Annotated in this window: 17 protein-coding genes and 1 pseudogene; 10 read left to right on the plus strand and 8 right to left on the minus strand. The window is 30.6% G+C overall.

Annotated elements, in window-relative coordinates; all coding sequences use genetic code 11:
• Positions 1–80: 80 nt before the first annotated feature.
• From truA to JOP69_RS15280, 3 genes are read left to right on the plus strand one after another with little or no spacing between them, the layout of a single operon-like run.
• On the plus strand, positions 81–806 hold the full coding sequence (truA, locus tag JOP69_RS15270; protein WP_203391769.1) for a tRNA pseudouridine(38-40) synthase TruA: 726 nt from the start codon (positions 81–83) through the stop codon (positions 804–806).
• 3 nt (positions 807–809) lie between these two features.
• The gene (locus tag JOP69_RS15275; RefSeq protein WP_203391770.1) at positions 810–2,576 is read left to right on the plus strand and encodes an ABC transporter ATP-binding protein; all 1,767 of its coding nucleotides are present in this window, start codon (positions 810–812) and stop codon (positions 2,574–2,576) included.
• Between the two features lie 51 nt (positions 2,577–2,627).
• Positions 2,628–3,194, plus strand: coding sequence for a hypothetical protein (locus JOP69_RS15280; RefSeq protein ID WP_203391771.1), 567 nt, complete (start codon positions 2,628–2,630; stop codon positions 3,192–3,194).
• Positions 3,195–3,246: 52 nt separating this feature from the next.
• Here the strand turns inward: JOP69_RS15280 and JOP69_RS15285 are convergent, their stop codons facing one another.
• From JOP69_RS15285 to JOP69_RS15310, 6 genes and pseudogenes are all read right to left on the minus strand, one after another.
• Positions 3,247–3,459 (minus strand): hypothetical protein, encoded by a 213-nt coding sequence (locus JOP69_RS15285; protein WP_203391772.1) that lies wholly within the window; start codon positions 3,457–3,459, stop codon positions 3,247–3,249.
• A gap of 13 nt (positions 3,460–3,472) precedes the next feature.
• Entirely contained in the window at positions 3,473–4,249 is a 777-nt protein-coding gene (gene cdaA, locus JOP69_RS15290; protein WP_203391773.1) for a diadenylate cyclase CdaA, read from the minus strand.
• Between the two features lie 52 nt (positions 4,250–4,301).
• Positions 4,302–4,907: a biopolymer transporter ExbD gene (locus JOP69_RS15295; RefSeq protein ID WP_203391774.1), complete on the minus strand. Its 606-nt coding sequence runs from the start codon at positions 4,905–4,907 to the stop codon at positions 4,302–4,304.
• Positions 4,908–4,968: 61 nt separating this feature from the next.
• Positions 4,969–5,076, minus strand: a pseudogene (locus JOP69_RS18855) (hypothetical protein); the annotation flags it as partial.
• A 176-nt stretch (positions 5,077–5,252) separates the two neighbouring features.
• Positions 5,253–6,077: a dihydropteroate synthase gene (gene folP, locus JOP69_RS15305; protein ID WP_203391775.1), complete on the minus strand. Its 825-nt coding sequence runs from the start codon at positions 6,075–6,077 to the stop codon at positions 5,253–5,255.
• A gap of 1 nt (position 6,078) precedes the next feature.
• Entirely contained in the window at positions 6,079–6,660 is a 582-nt protein-coding gene (locus tag JOP69_RS15310; protein ID WP_203391776.1) for a TIGR00730 family Rossman fold protein, read from the minus strand.
• Between the two features lie 88 nt (positions 6,661–6,748).
• Between JOP69_RS15310 and JOP69_RS15315 the strand changes: the two genes are divergently transcribed.
• From JOP69_RS15315 to JOP69_RS15325, 3 genes are all read left to right on the plus strand, one after another.
• The gene (locus JOP69_RS15315) at positions 6,749–7,282 is read left to right on the plus strand and encodes a DUF1599 domain-containing protein (RefSeq protein WP_203391777.1); all 534 of its coding nucleotides are present in this window, start codon (positions 6,749–6,751) and stop codon (positions 7,280–7,282) included.
• Positions 7,283–7,382: 100 nt separating this feature from the next.
• Positions 7,383–8,021, plus strand: a complete 639-nt coding sequence (locus tag JOP69_RS15320; protein ID WP_203391778.1) for a hypothetical protein — start codon at positions 7,383–7,385, stop codon at positions 8,019–8,021.
• The gene (locus JOP69_RS15325; RefSeq protein ID WP_203391779.1) at positions 8,018–8,986 is read left to right on the plus strand and encodes a BT_3928 family protein; all 969 of its coding nucleotides are present in this window, start codon (positions 8,018–8,020) and stop codon (positions 8,984–8,986) included. The genes JOP69_RS15320 and JOP69_RS15325 overlap by 4 nt, the downstream gene beginning before the upstream one ends.
• A 29-nt stretch (positions 8,987–9,015) precedes the next feature.
• Here the strand turns inward: JOP69_RS15325 and JOP69_RS15330 are convergent, their stop codons facing one another.
• Complete coding sequence (locus JOP69_RS15330) at positions 9,016–10,317, minus strand: voltage-gated chloride channel family protein (RefSeq protein ID WP_203391780.1); 1,302 nt, start codon at positions 10,315–10,317, stop codon at positions 9,016–9,018.
• Between the two features lie 469 nt (positions 10,318–10,786).
• Here JOP69_RS15330 and JOP69_RS15335 point away from each other — a divergent pair, with 469 nt between their 5' ends.
• From JOP69_RS15335 to rlmN, 4 genes are all read left to right on the plus strand, one after another.
• Positions 10,787–11,488, plus strand: a complete 702-nt coding sequence (locus tag JOP69_RS15335) for a crotonase/enoyl-CoA hydratase family protein (protein ID WP_203391781.1) — start codon at positions 10,787–10,789, stop codon at positions 11,486–11,488.
• A gap of 177 nt (positions 11,489–11,665) precedes the next feature.
• Positions 11,666–12,895 carry a 3-phosphoshikimate 1-carboxyvinyltransferase gene (locus JOP69_RS15340; protein WP_203391782.1) on the plus strand — a complete coding sequence of 410 codons (1,230 nt, stop codon included), beginning with the start codon at positions 11,666–11,668 and terminating at the stop codon, positions 12,893–12,895.
• A 71-nt stretch (positions 12,896–12,966) separates the two neighbouring features.
• A complete protein-coding gene (queA, locus tag JOP69_RS15345; RefSeq protein WP_203391783.1) occupies positions 12,967–14,016 on the plus strand; it encodes a tRNA preQ1(34) S-adenosylmethionine ribosyltransferase-isomerase QueA in 1,050 nt (349 codons plus the stop codon).
• Between the two features lie 306 nt (positions 14,017–14,322).
• Positions 14,323–15,360: a 23S rRNA (adenine(2503)-C(2))-methyltransferase RlmN gene (gene rlmN / locus JOP69_RS15350; RefSeq protein WP_203391784.1), complete on the plus strand. Its 1,038-nt coding sequence runs from the start codon at positions 14,323–14,325 to the stop codon at positions 15,358–15,360.
• 99 nt (positions 15,361–15,459) lie between these two features.
• Here rlmN and JOP69_RS15355 read toward each other — a convergent pair whose 3' ends face one another.
• Entirely contained in the window at positions 15,460–16,056 is a 597-nt protein-coding gene (locus JOP69_RS15355) for a hypothetical protein (protein WP_203391785.1), read from the minus strand.
• Positions 16,057–16,208: the final 152 nt, after the last annotated feature.

The following is a 16,208-nucleotide window of genomic DNA, read 5'->3' on the forward strand; positions in this document are numbered from 1 at the left end:
GATTAACGTCTCTATTAGCTTCAAATGTAATCATAACAAAATAAATTCCGTAATTTTGACAGCTACAAAAACACACTTTCTTGAGGTATTTTATAGAACTTTCTTATAACGGAAAAATTTATCATGGTTGGCAAATTCAACCAGATGTTATTTCTGTACAAGAAAAATTGAACAAAGCTGTTAGTACCATTCTTCAAGAAAAGATAGAAGTTGTTGGAGCAGGAAGAACGGATACTGGAGTACATGCTTCTCAAATGTTTGCTCATTTCGATATCGAAAAAGAACTGAAGGGAGATATTCCGCATAAGTTAAATTCATTACTACCAATGGATATTGTTGTGTATAATGTGTTTTCGGTTGATGATGAAATGCACGCACGATTTGGAGCACTTAGCAGAAGTTACGAATACAAAATATGGTTGGGTAGAAACCCTTTTTTATTAGACTTTTCTTGGCAAATACATTCACAGGATTTAAATATCGATTTAATGAATGATGCCGCAAAATTATTATTGGAGTATACCGATTTTCAGACTTTTTCTAAAGTTAAGACAGATGTGTATACTTATAATTGTGATGTTACCGAAGCTGTTTGGAAACAAAACGGAAAGGAGTTGGTGTTTTATATTACGGCAAATCGTTTTTTAAGAAATATGGTGAGAGCCATTGTGGGTACTTTGGTAGATGTTGGTTTGGGGAAAATTACAAAAGACGATTTTAGAAAAATTATAGAGAGTAAAAATAGAGGAAATGCGGGCTTATCAGTTCCTGCAAAAGGGTTGTTTTTAACAAATATTAAATATTAGGTTTTGGCAGATAAAACAGGAAAAGCTTTCGATTTACAAATCTTTTTAAGACTGATGTCTTTTGCAAAACGCTATAAATTAAACTTTTTTATAGCTGTTTCTTCTACTATTTTATTAGCTTTTGTAGCTTTGTTAAACCCTTATTTAATAAAAGAAACGGTAGATAAATATATCACAGAAAAAGACACACAAGGTCTTATTAACAATATACTTTTAATGTTTGGAGTAGTGCTAATAGAAGTATTGCTACGTTTTACTTTTATTTATTATGCTAACTGGGTTGGGCAACATATTATTAGAGATATTAGAGCAAAAACATTTCGGCATATTTTACAATTTAAAATGTCTTATTTTGATACCAATTCTGTAGGTAAATTAGTAACAAGAGTGGTTTCTGATATAGAAACTATTGCCGCCTTTTTTAGTAGTGGTGTTTTTACAATTGTAAGTGATGTTTTACAGATGTTTGCAATAGCGGCTTTAATGTTTTATTTTAATTGGAAGTTAGCATTAATTGCATTGGCTGTTTTACCAATTTTAATTTATGCAACGAGAGTTTTTCAGCAAGCTATAAAAGCAACGTTTCAAGAAGTAAGAAATCAAGTAGCAAATTTAAATGGATTTGTGCAAGAACGTGTTACAGGAATGAAGATTGTACAGCTATTTAACAGAGAAAACATAGAGTATAAAAATTTTAAAGAGATTAATAATAAACATAAAGAAGCGTATGTAAAAACCATTTGGTATTTTTCTATTTTCTTTCCTATTGCAGAAATTTTATCATCAATTGGTATTGGTTTAATTGTTTGGTTTGGTAGTAAACAAATTATTGGAGGGTCTGTTCCTGGTCCTGGTACCGTAATGGCTTTTGTGCAAATGGCACAAATGTTATTTAGACCGTTACGCCAGATTGCAGATAAATTTAACCAATTACAAATGGGTATCGTTTCTGGAGAACGTGTTTTTAAAGTGATAGATACACAAAGTAGTATTGTTAAAAACGGAACACAAAAAGCAGAAAAACTGAAAGGAGATATTAGTTTTAAAGATGTTCATTTTAGCTATATAAAAGGAGAAGAAGTGTTAAAAGGCATCTCTTTAAATGTTAAAAAAGGACAAACAGTAGCTATTGTAGGTGCTACAGGTGCTGGTAAATCGACTATTATCAACTTAATTAATCGTTTTTATGAGATTGATAGTGGTACTATTAGTGTTGATAATATTTCGATAAATGAATATGCTTTAGAGAGTTTAAGAAATCAAGTAGCGGTAGTTTTACAGGATGTCTTTTTGTTTTCAGATTCAATTTTAAATAATATTACTTTAAAGGATGAAAACATCACTTTAAAGGAAGTAGAAAAAGCGGCAAAACAAATTGGTATTCACGATTTTATTATGACACTTCCAGGAGGTTATCAATATAACGTAAAAGAACGTGGAGCTATGTTATCTTCTGGACAACGACAATTAATTGCTTTTTTAAGGGCTTATGTAAGTAAACCAAGTATTTTAATTTTAGATGAAGCGACTTCTTCGGTTGATTCTCATGCAGAACAAATGATTCAATACGCCACAGAAACCATTACAAAAGGGAGAACTTCTATTGTTATTGCACATAGATTAGCTACTATAAAACAAGCGGATAAGATTATTGTGATGGATAAAGGTTTAATAGTGGAAGAAGGAACTCATAATGAGTTGTTAGACAGAGATAATGGGTATTATAAAAACTTATACGATAAACAATTTAGCATCAAGAAAGCTTCTTAAAATCAATATTTTTGATTTACCTTTGTGGTACAAACAAAACAAATCAAAAAAATGAAAAAAATCGTATTATCAATTTTCGTAGTTGGAGCATTAATGTTTTCTTCTTGTAAAAAAGCTACTGAAGGAGCTAAAGAATTAAAAGATGCAACAACAGAAGCGGCTGGTACAGTTGCAAATGAAGCAAAAGATGCAGCAAATGTAGTTGCAGAAGGAGCAAGTGATGCTGCTAACGCAGTAGCTGATGGAGCAAAAGAAGCTGCTACTAAAGTTAAAGATGGAGCTACTGATGCAGCAAATGCAGTTGTAGAAGGTGCTGAAAGTGCTGTTGAAGGAGCAAAAGAAGCTGTTTCTGGAGCTAAAGATTCTGCATTAGCGGGAATTACTATTCCTAGTTTTGCAAATGAAGCGGTAACAAAAAACTTAACTGAATACGCTACTTATGCAAAAGATTATATTGCTGCTAACGGTAATTTAGGTAAAATTGCTGCTTTAGCACCTAAAGGAGCTGCTTTATTAGCAGAAGGAAAAAAATTAGCATCTAAATTAGATGCAAGTGAATTAATGAAATACAAAAGTGTATTATCTAATATTCAATCTAAAATGGCTCCTTCTAAATAAGGAAAGTTATTTTTAAAATTTAAAAAGGTTCTCAATATTGAGGACCTTTTTTTTATACTTTTTTTTGATGTTTTTTAAATTTTTCTCCAGCTATAACAAAACCGAGAATTGTTCCAAGGAGGATGCCCATAAACACCATTATAACAATTACTATAAACCCAGAATTATCATTTCCTAAAAGTAAAAGGCTCAATCTATAGCTTATCAGCCATCCTAAAAATCCTCCTAAAATAGCTCCTGAAAATTTCCAAAGTAATTTATTCATAATATAAATACCTTTACATTAAGTCTTTTTTAAGCTTTTCATCGAGGTCATTATAATCAGCATACAATTCAAAACCACCATCTTTTATATAAGAAATTTCTCCTGTTTCTTCAGAAACTAACAAGCAAACAGCATCTGTTTTTTCCGAAACTCCAATTGCAGCTCTATGTCTTAGTCCAAATCTTGCAGGAATTTTTGTACTGTCAGAAACGGGTAAAATTACCCTTGTAGCAACAATATAATTATCCCTAATAATTAGTGCTCCATCGTGTAAAGGGCTGTTTTTATAGAAAACACTTTCTAAAATAGCTACATTTACTAAAGCATTCATGCTATCGCCAGTATTTATTAGAAAGTCTAAAGAATTGGTGCGTTCAATAACAATTAGAGCACCAGTTTTTGTTTTAGACATATTTTTACAAGCTTCTAAAATTGTTTCTGTTTCAATTTCTGAACTAATATCTGTTTGTAAAAATTTTAATTGTTTTAAAAAATTACGTTTGTTGGTAAAGTTTGTAGTACCAATCATTAATAAAAATTTACGTATTTCTTGCTGAAAAACAATGATTAATGCAATAACTCCACCAGAAAGTAAGTAGCCTAATATACCACTTAACATTTCCATTTTTAAGGCTTGTGTAATTTTCCAGATTAAGAAAATAAAGGCTATACCAATAACAATGTTAATAGCAACAGTACCTTTTAATAATTTGTATATGTAGTATAGTAGTGTTGCAACTAATAAAATATCTAATACATCTAATAAAGAAAACTCAATAAAATCGAACATGAAAATTGACTGATTTTAGGCTAAAGTACTAATAAATTGGCAAAAGTCAATGTTAGATATTAATTTCTGCATCGCATAATAATAAAGGGTATTTTTCTCTAATTAATTTAATTTTTTCTAAAAGATTATTATCGGAGTTGTTTGATGCTTTTAACTCTTCTAAAAGATTCTTATAATTTCTTTTGTACAGTTTAATAGCCAATTTATTTCGTAAATGTGCGTAAGCCGAATTTATAATATCGAGGGTAGAAAGATAGGTTCCATAATTTGTTAATCTATCTGTTTTTATTGATATGATTGCTTTTGATGGATGATCTGAAGATAGTTTGTCTCGCTTTCCTGTGCACCAACTGCAAGTGTTTTTATTAATATCAAGTCCACCTCCATTGTCTATAAAGTTAATCGCAATTTGTTTTAACTCTTTTACTTCAATTATTTTTCCATCTACTAATAATGCATTGTGTTTGTTGATGTTTATTTCTAATATATTTCTTTCATTGATGTCTAAATCTGTGGGGTTTTCTTGTTTTTGCGGAATTTTTCTCGATATTCCTGCATCTACACTCATTGTTGTGGTAACAAGGAAAAAGATTAATAATAAAAAGGCGATGTCTGCCATGGAACCCGCATTAATTTCTGGAGATTCTTTTCTACTCATAATTTCTAGTTTTTAAAAGTTAATAAATGGTTTTCAGTTCGAGTTATTTCGAATTGATTTATTAAAGTTTGACTAGATTGGTTTTTGACGTTAACATATATTTAACAAAAAGAATGCCAAATATTTTATTTTTAGAAAGGATGTTATTCTTTATGGAACATGAAGAAGAATCTCAATAATTTAATCTTGATGAGATTTCTTAATTGCTAAAAAGTGATTATTTTTAAATGATACGTTGCTTTTTGTTTGGGAAGTTTGTTCGTAAATATGTCTAGCCCTGATTGAAACGGCATCCTTTTTTTATTTTTTTTAAAAAAAGATATAGTGGAAAGCAGGAAATAGCTTCTAAAAGGAAATCTGATTTACCAATTTTACAGCTTCTACCGCTTCTTTTACGTCATGTACACGTAAAATATTTGCGCCATTTAATAAGGCAATTGTATTGGCAGAGGTTGTTGCGTTTAGGGCTTCTTGTGCAGAAATATCTAACGTTTTATACAACATAGATTTACGAGAAATTCCGGCTAAAATAGGTGCATCTAAACTTTTAAAAAGTTCTAAATTCTTTAAGATTTCAAAATTATGGACATTTGTTTTACCAAACCCGAAACCAACATCTATAATAATATCGTTTAATTTAAGTTGATGTAATTTGTGTATTTGTGCTGCGAAAAAAGAAATGATTTCTTGAGTTACATCTTTATAAACGGGGTTTTGTTGCATGTTTTGTGGCGTACCTAACATGTGCATTAAAATGTAAGGAACTTGTAAATTTGCAACGGTGGTAAACATAGTATCGTCCATTTTACCACCCGAAATATCATTTATAATGGCTGCACCCGCATTTATGGTTTCTTGGGCAACTTTACTTCTAAATGTATCTACAGAAATAATGATTTCTGGAAAATTTTGAACTAATAAATTAATTACAGGAACAATTCTTTGTAATTCTTCTTCTTCGGAAATATGTTTTGCACCAGGTCTAGAAGAATAGGCGCCTACATCTATAAAAGTAGCGCCATCAGATATCATTTTGTTAGTTTGATTTAGAAAATCTGATTCGTTTTTATATTTACCACCGTCAAAGAAAGAATCTGGAGTAATATTTAAAATCCCCATCACTTTTGGGGTGGCTAAATCGACTAAAGTACCTTTGCAATTTATCGTCATGCTAACTAACTACTTTATTTATTATGTGACTAATTTTTGGTGCTTTGTAAGTGTTTATTTTTTGCATTAAATCTTCTACGGAAGTACCAATTATTAACATGTCTCTATTGGTTTGTTTTAAGAAACCTTCTGCTATCATTTTATCTAATTGCAATAAAACAGCATCAAAAAAACCGTTTACATTTAAGAGTCCTACAGGTTTTTGTTCAATATGTAGTTGTCCTAAAGTAAGTGCTTCAAACAACTCGTCTAAGGTGCCAAAACCTCCTGGTAATGCAATGTAAGCGTCTACTAATTTGCTCATTATTACTTTACGTTCGCTCATTGTATTACAAACTATCATTTCTTCAACACCAGAGTGAGCAACTTCTTCTTTTTCTAATAATTTAGGAATTACACCAATAACTTCGCCGTTATGAGCTAGAATTGTATCGGCAATGGCGCCCATCATTCCTATTTTACCGCCTCCATATACCAAACCAATTTTGTTGTTTACAAAATGATTTCCTAATGCTACGGCGGCTTCTTTATAAATTGGGTTAAAACCTAAGCTTGAGCCACAAAAAACAACAATTTTTTTCAACTTTATACGTTTTAAAATTCTTTGGTAAAATTAATGAAATGCCTATAGGATTTAGTATTTTTGAACAAATACTTTTTAACAAGAGAAAATGCAAGATACATCTAAACAATACGATGCTGTAATTGAAGAATGCAGGAGTTTATTTATAAAAAAAATGAGTGATTATGGTTCTGCGTGGCGAATTTTACGGTTACCATCTTTAACAGATCAGATTTTTATTAAGGCGCAAAGAATTCGTCAATTACAAGAAAATGAGGTTAGAAAAGTGGATGAAGGGGAGAAATCTGAATTTATAGGAATCATCAATTATTCTATAATGGCGTTAATTCAGTTAGAAAATGGAGTAGTTGCTAACCCCGATTTAAATACGGAAGAAGCCACAGTTTTGTATGATAAACATGCCAAAATTACCAAAGAATTAATGATGAATAAAAATCATGATTATGGAGAGGCTTGGAGAGATATGCGTGTTTCTAGTTTAACAGATTTAATTTTACAGAAATTATTACGCGTTAAGCAAATTGAAGATAATAAAGGTAAAACATTGGTTTCTGAAGGAATTGATGCGAATTACCAAGACATGATTAATTACGCAGTTTTTGCATTGATTCATTTGGGGTAAAAAAAGTTAAAAGTAACAAAGTTCTCTTCATTGCTAGTAACGAAGTAATCCCTTTATTGAAAAGTGAGTATTTGTATCGAGAAGTTTTAAATGTAAGTTTATGAAAAAGTTAGTTTTCTTATTATCTATTTTACTTTTTATAAGTTGTTCTGAAAAAGAATCTCCAACTTATAAGGAAATGAAATCCGATGAAATGTTATCAAATTTCTTTACAGACAATGAATTAAAAGATTTGGTTAAAATTGTTGATTTTTTTGAAAGCGAAATTTGTTTAGATAATAGTTTAACTAAACCAGAAAATTATCAAGCTTTTACAAAAAAAAGTGTAAAGAATTTTTTGGATGATTCTAGAAGTAAACTAAAAATTAATTATACCAATCAACAAAAATTATATAAAAATATAGACACTTCATTCTTTAAAGAAATTTGGGTAATTGTACCAAAAGAAAACCGGGTTTCTAAAGGTTTTAAATTTATAAAAGAAGAACATTATAATATAAATGTTTTGGGAAAATATTTTCAATTTTTAAAAGAAAATAGCAGTAAAGATGAGTATTTTAAAGAAACATATAAAAGCGCGTATATTTCTAATAGTATAAATTTTGCTGTAGCAGCTTCATCTCTCTATAAGATTACACCAAAAGAGTATGCAAGTATTACAAGAAGACTTTTTTTTGCTATTTATTATTTAACAATTAATGAAAATAAACAACATCAATTAAAAATAGAGAAATTATGATTTCAAAAATAGTAGTTCAAATTTCAAGAATTTTAGTAGGAGCCTTATTTGTGTTTTCAGGCTTTGTAAAATTGGTAGATCCAATAGGTTCTCAATATAAGTTTCAAGAGTATTTTTCTGCGGATGTTTTAAATATGGAGTTTTTAATTCCGTATGCATTGCCATTTGCAATACTTTTAATAGTTGCAGAAATATTATTGGGTGTTATGATTTTAATTGGTTACAAACCAAAAATCACTATTTTTAGTTTGTTCGCTTTAATGCTCGTTTTTCTGTTTTTAACTTGGTACTCTGCGTATTATAATAAAGTAACCGATTGTGGTTGTTTTGGAGATGCTGTAAAATTATCTACTTGGGGAACCTTCTATAAAAATATAGTTTTAATTGGATTGGTACTTATTTTAGTAGTAGGAGCAAAACACGTAAAGCCTATTTTTGCTGGGAAAATTCCAAAAGTAATTACATTTTTATCATTGGCCGGTTTCTTATTTATTGTGCAACATGTTTTAACGCATTTGCCTATTATAGATTTTAGACCATATGCAATTGGTAAAAGTATTCCGGAGGGAATGAAGTATAAAGAGGATGGAGAAATTCCGCCAGTACATGATTTTATGCTAGAAGATGAACAAGCAGATTTAGCTCCTGAGTTATTGAAGAAAGAAAAAGTAATGTTGGTGATTATTTATAACTTAGATAAAGTAGATAAAGATGGGTTTCCGGCAATTAAAGAAGCAGCTACGAAGGCAAAAGAAAAAGGATATACTGTTTACGGAGTGTCTGCATCATTTACAGACGATTTAATTCTGACTAAAGAGAAATATAACTTACCGTTTGATTTTTTATTCTGTGATGAAACTACCTTAAAAACTGTAATTAGAGCAAATCCCGGAGTTGTTATTCTAGATAAAGGAATTGTGGTACAAAAGAAAAATTGGATAGATGTAGATGAGTTAGAGTTGTAATTTATTTACTTTTAATAAGTTTTTAAGGACTAATCTTTATTGTGTTGATTATCAATTTCAGTAAGGGTTAGTCCTTTTTCGTTGTTAAAAAACATATTTTTTGGGCTTCCAATAATTTGAGCGCTATAAATACCGGAGTGTCCAGAAAATAAATAAGAGGTTGTACAAGCCAAGGCAATAAAAACTCCCGATTCTATTCCGAATAATTCAATTCCCATAATTGTACAAGCAATAGGTGTGTTTGTTGCGCCTGCAAAAACTGCAACAAATCCCATTCCTGCTAATAAGCCCATTGGTAAAGGTATAAACCATATTAAAACATTTCCTAGCGTAGCACCAATATAAAATAACGGAGTTACTTCACCTCCTTTAAATCCTGCTCCTAAAGTAAAGGATGTGAATAGTATTTTTAATAAAAAATCATAAGAATTCATATCTATATGAAAAGCATCTACAATAGTTGGTACACCTAGTCCAATGTATTTTGTGGTTCCCATAAGGAATACAATTACAGCTAAAATGACACCACCAATTACTGGGCGAAGCGGAGGATATTTAACCTGCTTTTTAAATAAAACACCCCAAAAGTGCGTAGATTTAGAAAACAACATACCTGCCAACCCAAAAATTATACCTGCTAATAAAGACCATAAGATACTTGCTGGAGTTAAAGCAGTAATGGTAGAAATGGTATAATGTGTGTGATGAGAAATTTGCCAAACAACACAAAAATAATTTGCAAAAACAGCTGCAAGAAAGCTAGGTAAAATGGCATCAAATTTTATTCTTCCAATCACCATTACTTCTAATGCAAAAATAGCACCTGCCAAAGGAGTTCCAAAGACAGAGGAGAAACCTGCACTTATACCCGCAATTAATACAATTTTCCTATCTAAATCAGAGAGTTTAAAAACTTTTGTAAACTGATCTGCAATGGCTCCACCAACTTGTACAGCAGTTCCCTCTCTACCTGCAGAGCCACCAAATAAATGAGTAAGTACAGTACCTAAAAAAACCAAAGGAGCCATTTTAAAAGGAATTACTTTTTTAGGAGAATGAAATTCTTCTAACAATAAGTTGTTTCCTTTTACAACACTTTCTCCATAATAATGATAAGATAAACCAATAATAAAACCCCCAACAGGTAGTAGCCAAATAATCCATTGGTTTGCTTCTCTATAATTTGTTGCCCATTCTAAAGACCACAAAAAAACAGCAGAAGTACTACCCGTTAATGCGCCTATAAGTAAGCAGATAAATGTCCATTTTAGTAGAAAAAGAAAAGAAAATCCTTGCTGAAAAGAAAAAAATAGTTTTTTAATTTTATCCATATATTTTACTACTTCTTAAGTGAAAGATAGTATGATATTTTGTGTTTCGTAAAACGGTTAAAGAAGTCTTTAAATTGTTTAATTCGGCAAAAATAAACAAATAATAGCTAATAATTAATGAATTAGAGAATGTTAGTAAGACAAAATTTTAGTATACCTAAAACCGTTCGTTTAAAATGTAGTTAGTGTATCTAGATAGCTACAAGTGATATTACTTATGCTTTAATATTTTATCGAAATCGTAATTACTTTACATTTTAATCTGCAAATTCTTTTTTAATTGTCGTTTTTGCTAGGTACGAAGCAATCCCTTTCTTAAAATGAGATAGCTACAGTTTACTAAAAAGTAAATTTTGCAATGATAGTTTTAAAAAAGAGGTAAGCATAAAATCTGACCTGAAAGGAGCCCTGAAAATAGAATTAATGTTCAATTATAAATTTTATTGTAACTTGTTTCAAAATCAAAAGAATGAACGAATTTGTCAATTATAAATCAGAAGAAAATTATGCTTTAATTACGATAAATAACGGAAAAGCAAATGCCATTTCTCATGGAGTAATAGCAGGGTTAAATGCGAGTTTAGACAAAGCAGCAACAGAAAATAAAGTAGTAATTCTTACAGGTAGAAACGGAATTTTCTCTGGAGGATTCGATTTAAAAGTGATGACAAAATCACCAGAAGCAGCTAAAGAGTTGGTTACAAAAGGGTCTCAATTATCATTGCGAATGTTGTCTTTTTCGCAGCCTATTATTATTGCGTGTTCTGGTCATGCCATTGCAAAAGGAGCCTTTTTATTGCTTTCTGCAGATTATAGAATTGGGGTAGAAGGCGATTTTAAAATCGGATTAAATGAAGTGATGATTGGTATGACCATGCATAATGCTGGTATTGCAATTGCAAAAGCTAGATTGTCTGAAGTGTATGTAAATAGAAGTGTAAATAATGCTGAAATTTATAATCCTAAAGATGCTGTAAAGGCTGGGTTTTTAGACATGATTGCACCTGAAAGTCATTTATTACCAACCGCAATTAAAGTAGCAGGTATGTTTGCTAAACTAAATAAGAAAGCACATGCAGAAACAAAGTTAAAAGTAAGGAAACAACATTTACAAGATTTAGAAAATGCAATCGAATTGGATTTAAAGAGTGATATTTCTATTGATTCTTAAAGTTAGTATGTAATTTCTCCCGCAGATTTTGCTAATTAGCACAGAAAAGAAAAATCTGCTTAAATCTACGCAATCTGCGGGAGACTAATTTTTTCTTGCAAAGAAGCTTTGTTAAAACTCTTTTGAGTAGTAACTTTGGCACTTTGTTAAAAAAATCAATTTATAGAACTCACGGAGATGGATATATTATTAAATGTTGTAAATAATAAAAAGATTAATGAGAAAATAACAATCTCGGGTTCTAAAAGTGAATCGAATAGGCTGTTAATTCTTCAAAATTTATTTCCAGAACTTTCTATAGAAAATTTATCAGATTCAGACGATTCTGTGCACATGCAACATGCACTTTCTACAAAAGAAGAAGTTGTAAATATTGGTCATGCAGGTACCGCAATGCGTTTTTTAACTTCTTATTTTGCTGTTAAGGAAGGTAGAGAAGTGGTTCTTACGGGTTCTGAGAGAATGCAAAATAGACCTATTGAAATCTTGGTAAATGCTTTGCAAGATTTAGGAGCAACTATTTCTTACGAAGCTAAAGAAGGGTATCCTCCAATTAGAATTAAAGGATCTAAAATTACAAAAGAGAAAGTACAAATTAATGGTAACGTAAGTAGCCAGTATATTTCTTCGATGTTATTGATTGCTTCTAAACTAGAAAACGGATTAGAAATTGAGTTAATCGGTAAAATCACCTCAGTTCCTTACATAAACATGACCTTGAGTTTGTTAAATCAATTAGGAATAGAAACAAGCTTTCGAGGAAACTTTATTAAAGTATTGCCTAAAAAAGCAATCAAAAAACAAACCGTTGTAGTAGAATCAGATTGGTCGTCTGCAAGTTACTTTTATTCTATTGCTGCTTTGGCAGAAATAGGATCAGAAATTTCTTTATCAGCCTATAAAAAAGAAAGCTTACAAGGAGATTCTTGTTTGGCAGAAATCTATCAACATTTTGGTGTAGAAACTATTTTCGGCGAGAATTTTATCACCCTGAAAAAAATAACAGAAACTAAGAAAGCGACTTTAGAAATAGATTTAAAAAATGCTCCAGATATTGCACAAACTATTGCAGTAACTTGTTTTGCAGAAAATATTGCGTGTAATTTAACAGGTTTACACACGTTAAAAATAAAAGAAACAGACAGGTTAGTCGCTTTACATGATGAGTTAACCAATTTAGGAGCTGCAATTTCTGTAACAGATACAAGTTTGCATTTAGAAGTTTCATCAGAAATAAACTCAAATATTTCTATAAAAACCTATAACGATCATAGAATGGCTATGGCATTTGCACCTTTAGCTTTTAAAGTTCCTATCAATATATTAAATGCAGAAGTGGTTACAAAATCGTATCAAAAGTTTTGGGATGACATGCAACAAATTGGTATTAAAATAGATAAACTATAAATAAACGGTCAAACACTTGACAACGCCTATTCCGATATCGTATCTTTGCGCGGTTATAAGCAAATATATATATGAAATTATCGCACTTTGAATTTGAATTGCCAGAAGAATTGTTAGCAAAATATCCTGCTGAACATAGAGACGAGTCTCGTTTAATGGTTTTAAACAGAAAAGAACAAACTATAGAGCATAAGTTATTTAAAGATGTTATAGATTACTTTGATGAAGGTGATGTTATGATGTTAAATAACACCAAGGTTTTTCCTGCAAGAATGTATGGTAACAAAGAAAAAACAGGTGCAAGAATAGAAGTTTTCTTATTAAGAGAACTAAATGCAGAAAATAGATTGTGGGATGTTTTAGTAGATCCAGCAAGAAAAATTAGAATCGGGAACAAATTATTTTTTGGTGATGATGATAGTTTAGTTGCTGAGGTAATAGACAATACAACATCTAGAGGAAGAACTTTACGTTTCTTATTTGATGGACCTTATGATGAGTTTAGAGCAAAATTATTAGAATTAGGTCAAACTCCATTACCAAAAGCAATTGGTAGAGATGTAGAACCGTTAGATGATGAACGTTACCAAACCATTTATGCAAAGCATGAAGGAGCAGTAGCAGCGCCAACTGCAGGTTTACACTTTTCTAAACATTTAATTAAACGTTTAGAAATTAAAGGAGTTGAGTTTGCAGAAACTACGTTACATGTTGGTTTAGGTACCTTTAGCCCCGTAGAGGTAGAAGATTTGTCTAAGCATAAAATGGATTCTGAGCAAATTGATATTTCAGATGCAACTGCAGATAAAATTAACAAAGCTAAAAAAGAAAAAAGAAGAGTTTGTGCTGTAGGTACAACTGTAATGAGAGCTATAGAATCTTCTGTTTCTTCTAAAGGTGAGTTAAAAGGGTTTACAGGTTGGACAAATAAATTTATTTTCCCTCCTCATGAGTTTAGTATTGCAACTGCAATGATTACTAATTTTCATACACCAAAATCTACCTTATTAATGCAAGCAGCCGCTTTTGGAGGCTATGATTTTGTAATGGAAGCATATAAAGTAGCAATTAAAGAAAAATATAGATTCTCTACATACGGAGACGCTATGTTAATTATATAATTCAATTATAAATTGAAAAACTAAAACTGACAGTTATTACAATTGTCAGTTTTTTTTTGGCGTTCCCTAAAAAGGTCGCGCTTTACACTATATCTTTTTATAACTGTCATTGCGAAGTTTACTTTTTTGTAAACTGTGGCAATCTCATTATCCGAAAGAGATTGCTTCGTGCCTCGCAATGACGCATATTTAAAAAGGTTATAAAAAGGATGCCACTTCAATCGCTAACGCAGCCTATTAGTTAACAATAGTAATTACTTCAAATTATGTTGTATTTTTGCAACGTTACTTTAAAAACTAGAAAACTTGGATAAAAAGAAAGACATAAGAGCCTTAACCAAAGAACAATTACGCGATTTTTTTGTAGAAAATGGCGACAAAGCCTTTAGGGGAAATCAAGTTTATGAATGGCTTTGGAGTAAGTCTTTACATACCTTTGAGGCTATGACAAACATTTCTAAAGAAACTAGAGAAATGTTAGAAGCTAACTTTGTAATTAACCATATCAAAGTAGATTCTATGCAAAAAAGTAAGGATGGAACTATAAAAAACGGAATTAAATTACACGATGGTTTAATTGTAGAGTCAGTTTTAATTCCTACAGAAAAAAGAACAACAGCTTGTGTTTCTAGTCAGGTTGGGTGTAGTTTAGATTGTTTATTCTGTGCAACTTCACGTTTAAAAAGAATGCGTAATCTAAACCCAGATGAAATCTATGATCAGGTTGTGGTAATTGATAAACAAAGTAGATTGTATTATGACAAAAAACTAACAAATATTGTTTTTATGGGTATGGGAGAACCTCTTATGAACTATAAAAACGTAATGAAATCTATAGAGATGATTACATCTCCAGAAGGTTTAGGCATGTCATCTAAAAGAATTACCGTTTCTACCTCTGGAGTGCCAAAAATGATAAAAATGATGGCAGATGAAGAAGCTAAGTTCAATTTAGCGGTTTCTTTGCACTCTGCAATAGATGAAGTTAGAACTTCTATTATGCCATTTAATGTCAATTTTCCTTTAAAAGATTTAAAAGAATCTTTAGAATATTGGTATGAAAAAACAGGAAGAGCAATTACCTACGAATATATTGTTTGGGGAGGCATTAATGATAGAAAAGAAGATATTAAAGCCTTGGTAGCATTTTGTAAAGCGGTGCCTTGTAAAATTAACTTAATAGAATACAACCCAATTGATGACGGAGAGTTTCAACAAGCAAGTCCGTCTGCAATTAACAATTATATTTCTAATTTAGAAATGAATGATATTACGGTAAATGTAAGAAGAAGTAGAGGTAAAGATATCGATGCAGCTTGTGGGCAATTGGCAAATAAATCTTAATATTTTATTTAGAGTATATCATTAAGAAATAAAATAAAAAAGAGCTAAATAGATATTATAATCTGTTTAGCTCTTTTTTTATGTTTTAAAATATTATGTCTAACCTCTTCTTCTTTCTAATAAAACAAACATCATTAAAGACAACATAACTCTGTCGTCATCATCACTATCAAGTTCCCCTATTTTAGAAACTTCAAAGTTTTTACCAAAGAAAGATTTTAATTTTTTAAGCTCTACAACAGTTTTACCTTGTTGGTTTTTTACCAAATATGTTGGGTTAAAAAGATACCCAGTAAAAAAACTTAAAACAGGAATTTCACCAAGCATAGAGTCTAAAACTTTTACCCAAGGGTTTTTCTCGTTTATAACGTATTGTTTTTTTTGATGCTGATCGATAATCTCATAATGAGCATTCCAAAGAGATTTCCATCCTTTTCTTGCTACTTTTCCAAACTCTTTATCACTTTTGTCATAGAAGGAATATGCGGTAGAAAAATCTAACCATTTATCCGCTTTAATCTTGTAGTTTAATTTAGCTTTTGTGTCGTTTTCATAAATGCTAATGTCTTCTTTAAGTTTAAACATTTTCTGACGCACATAAGCAATAGGTTTTCCGCTGCTATCTTTTGCAGTAAAATCATTGGCTAGTGTAGATATTTTAAATTCAAAAGTAACCGGAAAATTAATGTCTTGCATAGTAATTTAGTTTGTAAGTTTTAAATTCGAAGATAATAGAAATTTAAAAGTTAGAACTTATTAAATAAGTTTAATTTGTCTAGAAAAATAGGTCGATTTATAATTATTACGTGCTTAAAATTACCAACTAAAAATACAATAAACTACATTTA

This window comes from Polaribacter sp. Q13 (assembly GCF_016858305.2).
GTDB lineage: Bacteria > Bacteroidota > Bacteroidia > Flavobacteriales > Flavobacteriaceae > Polaribacter.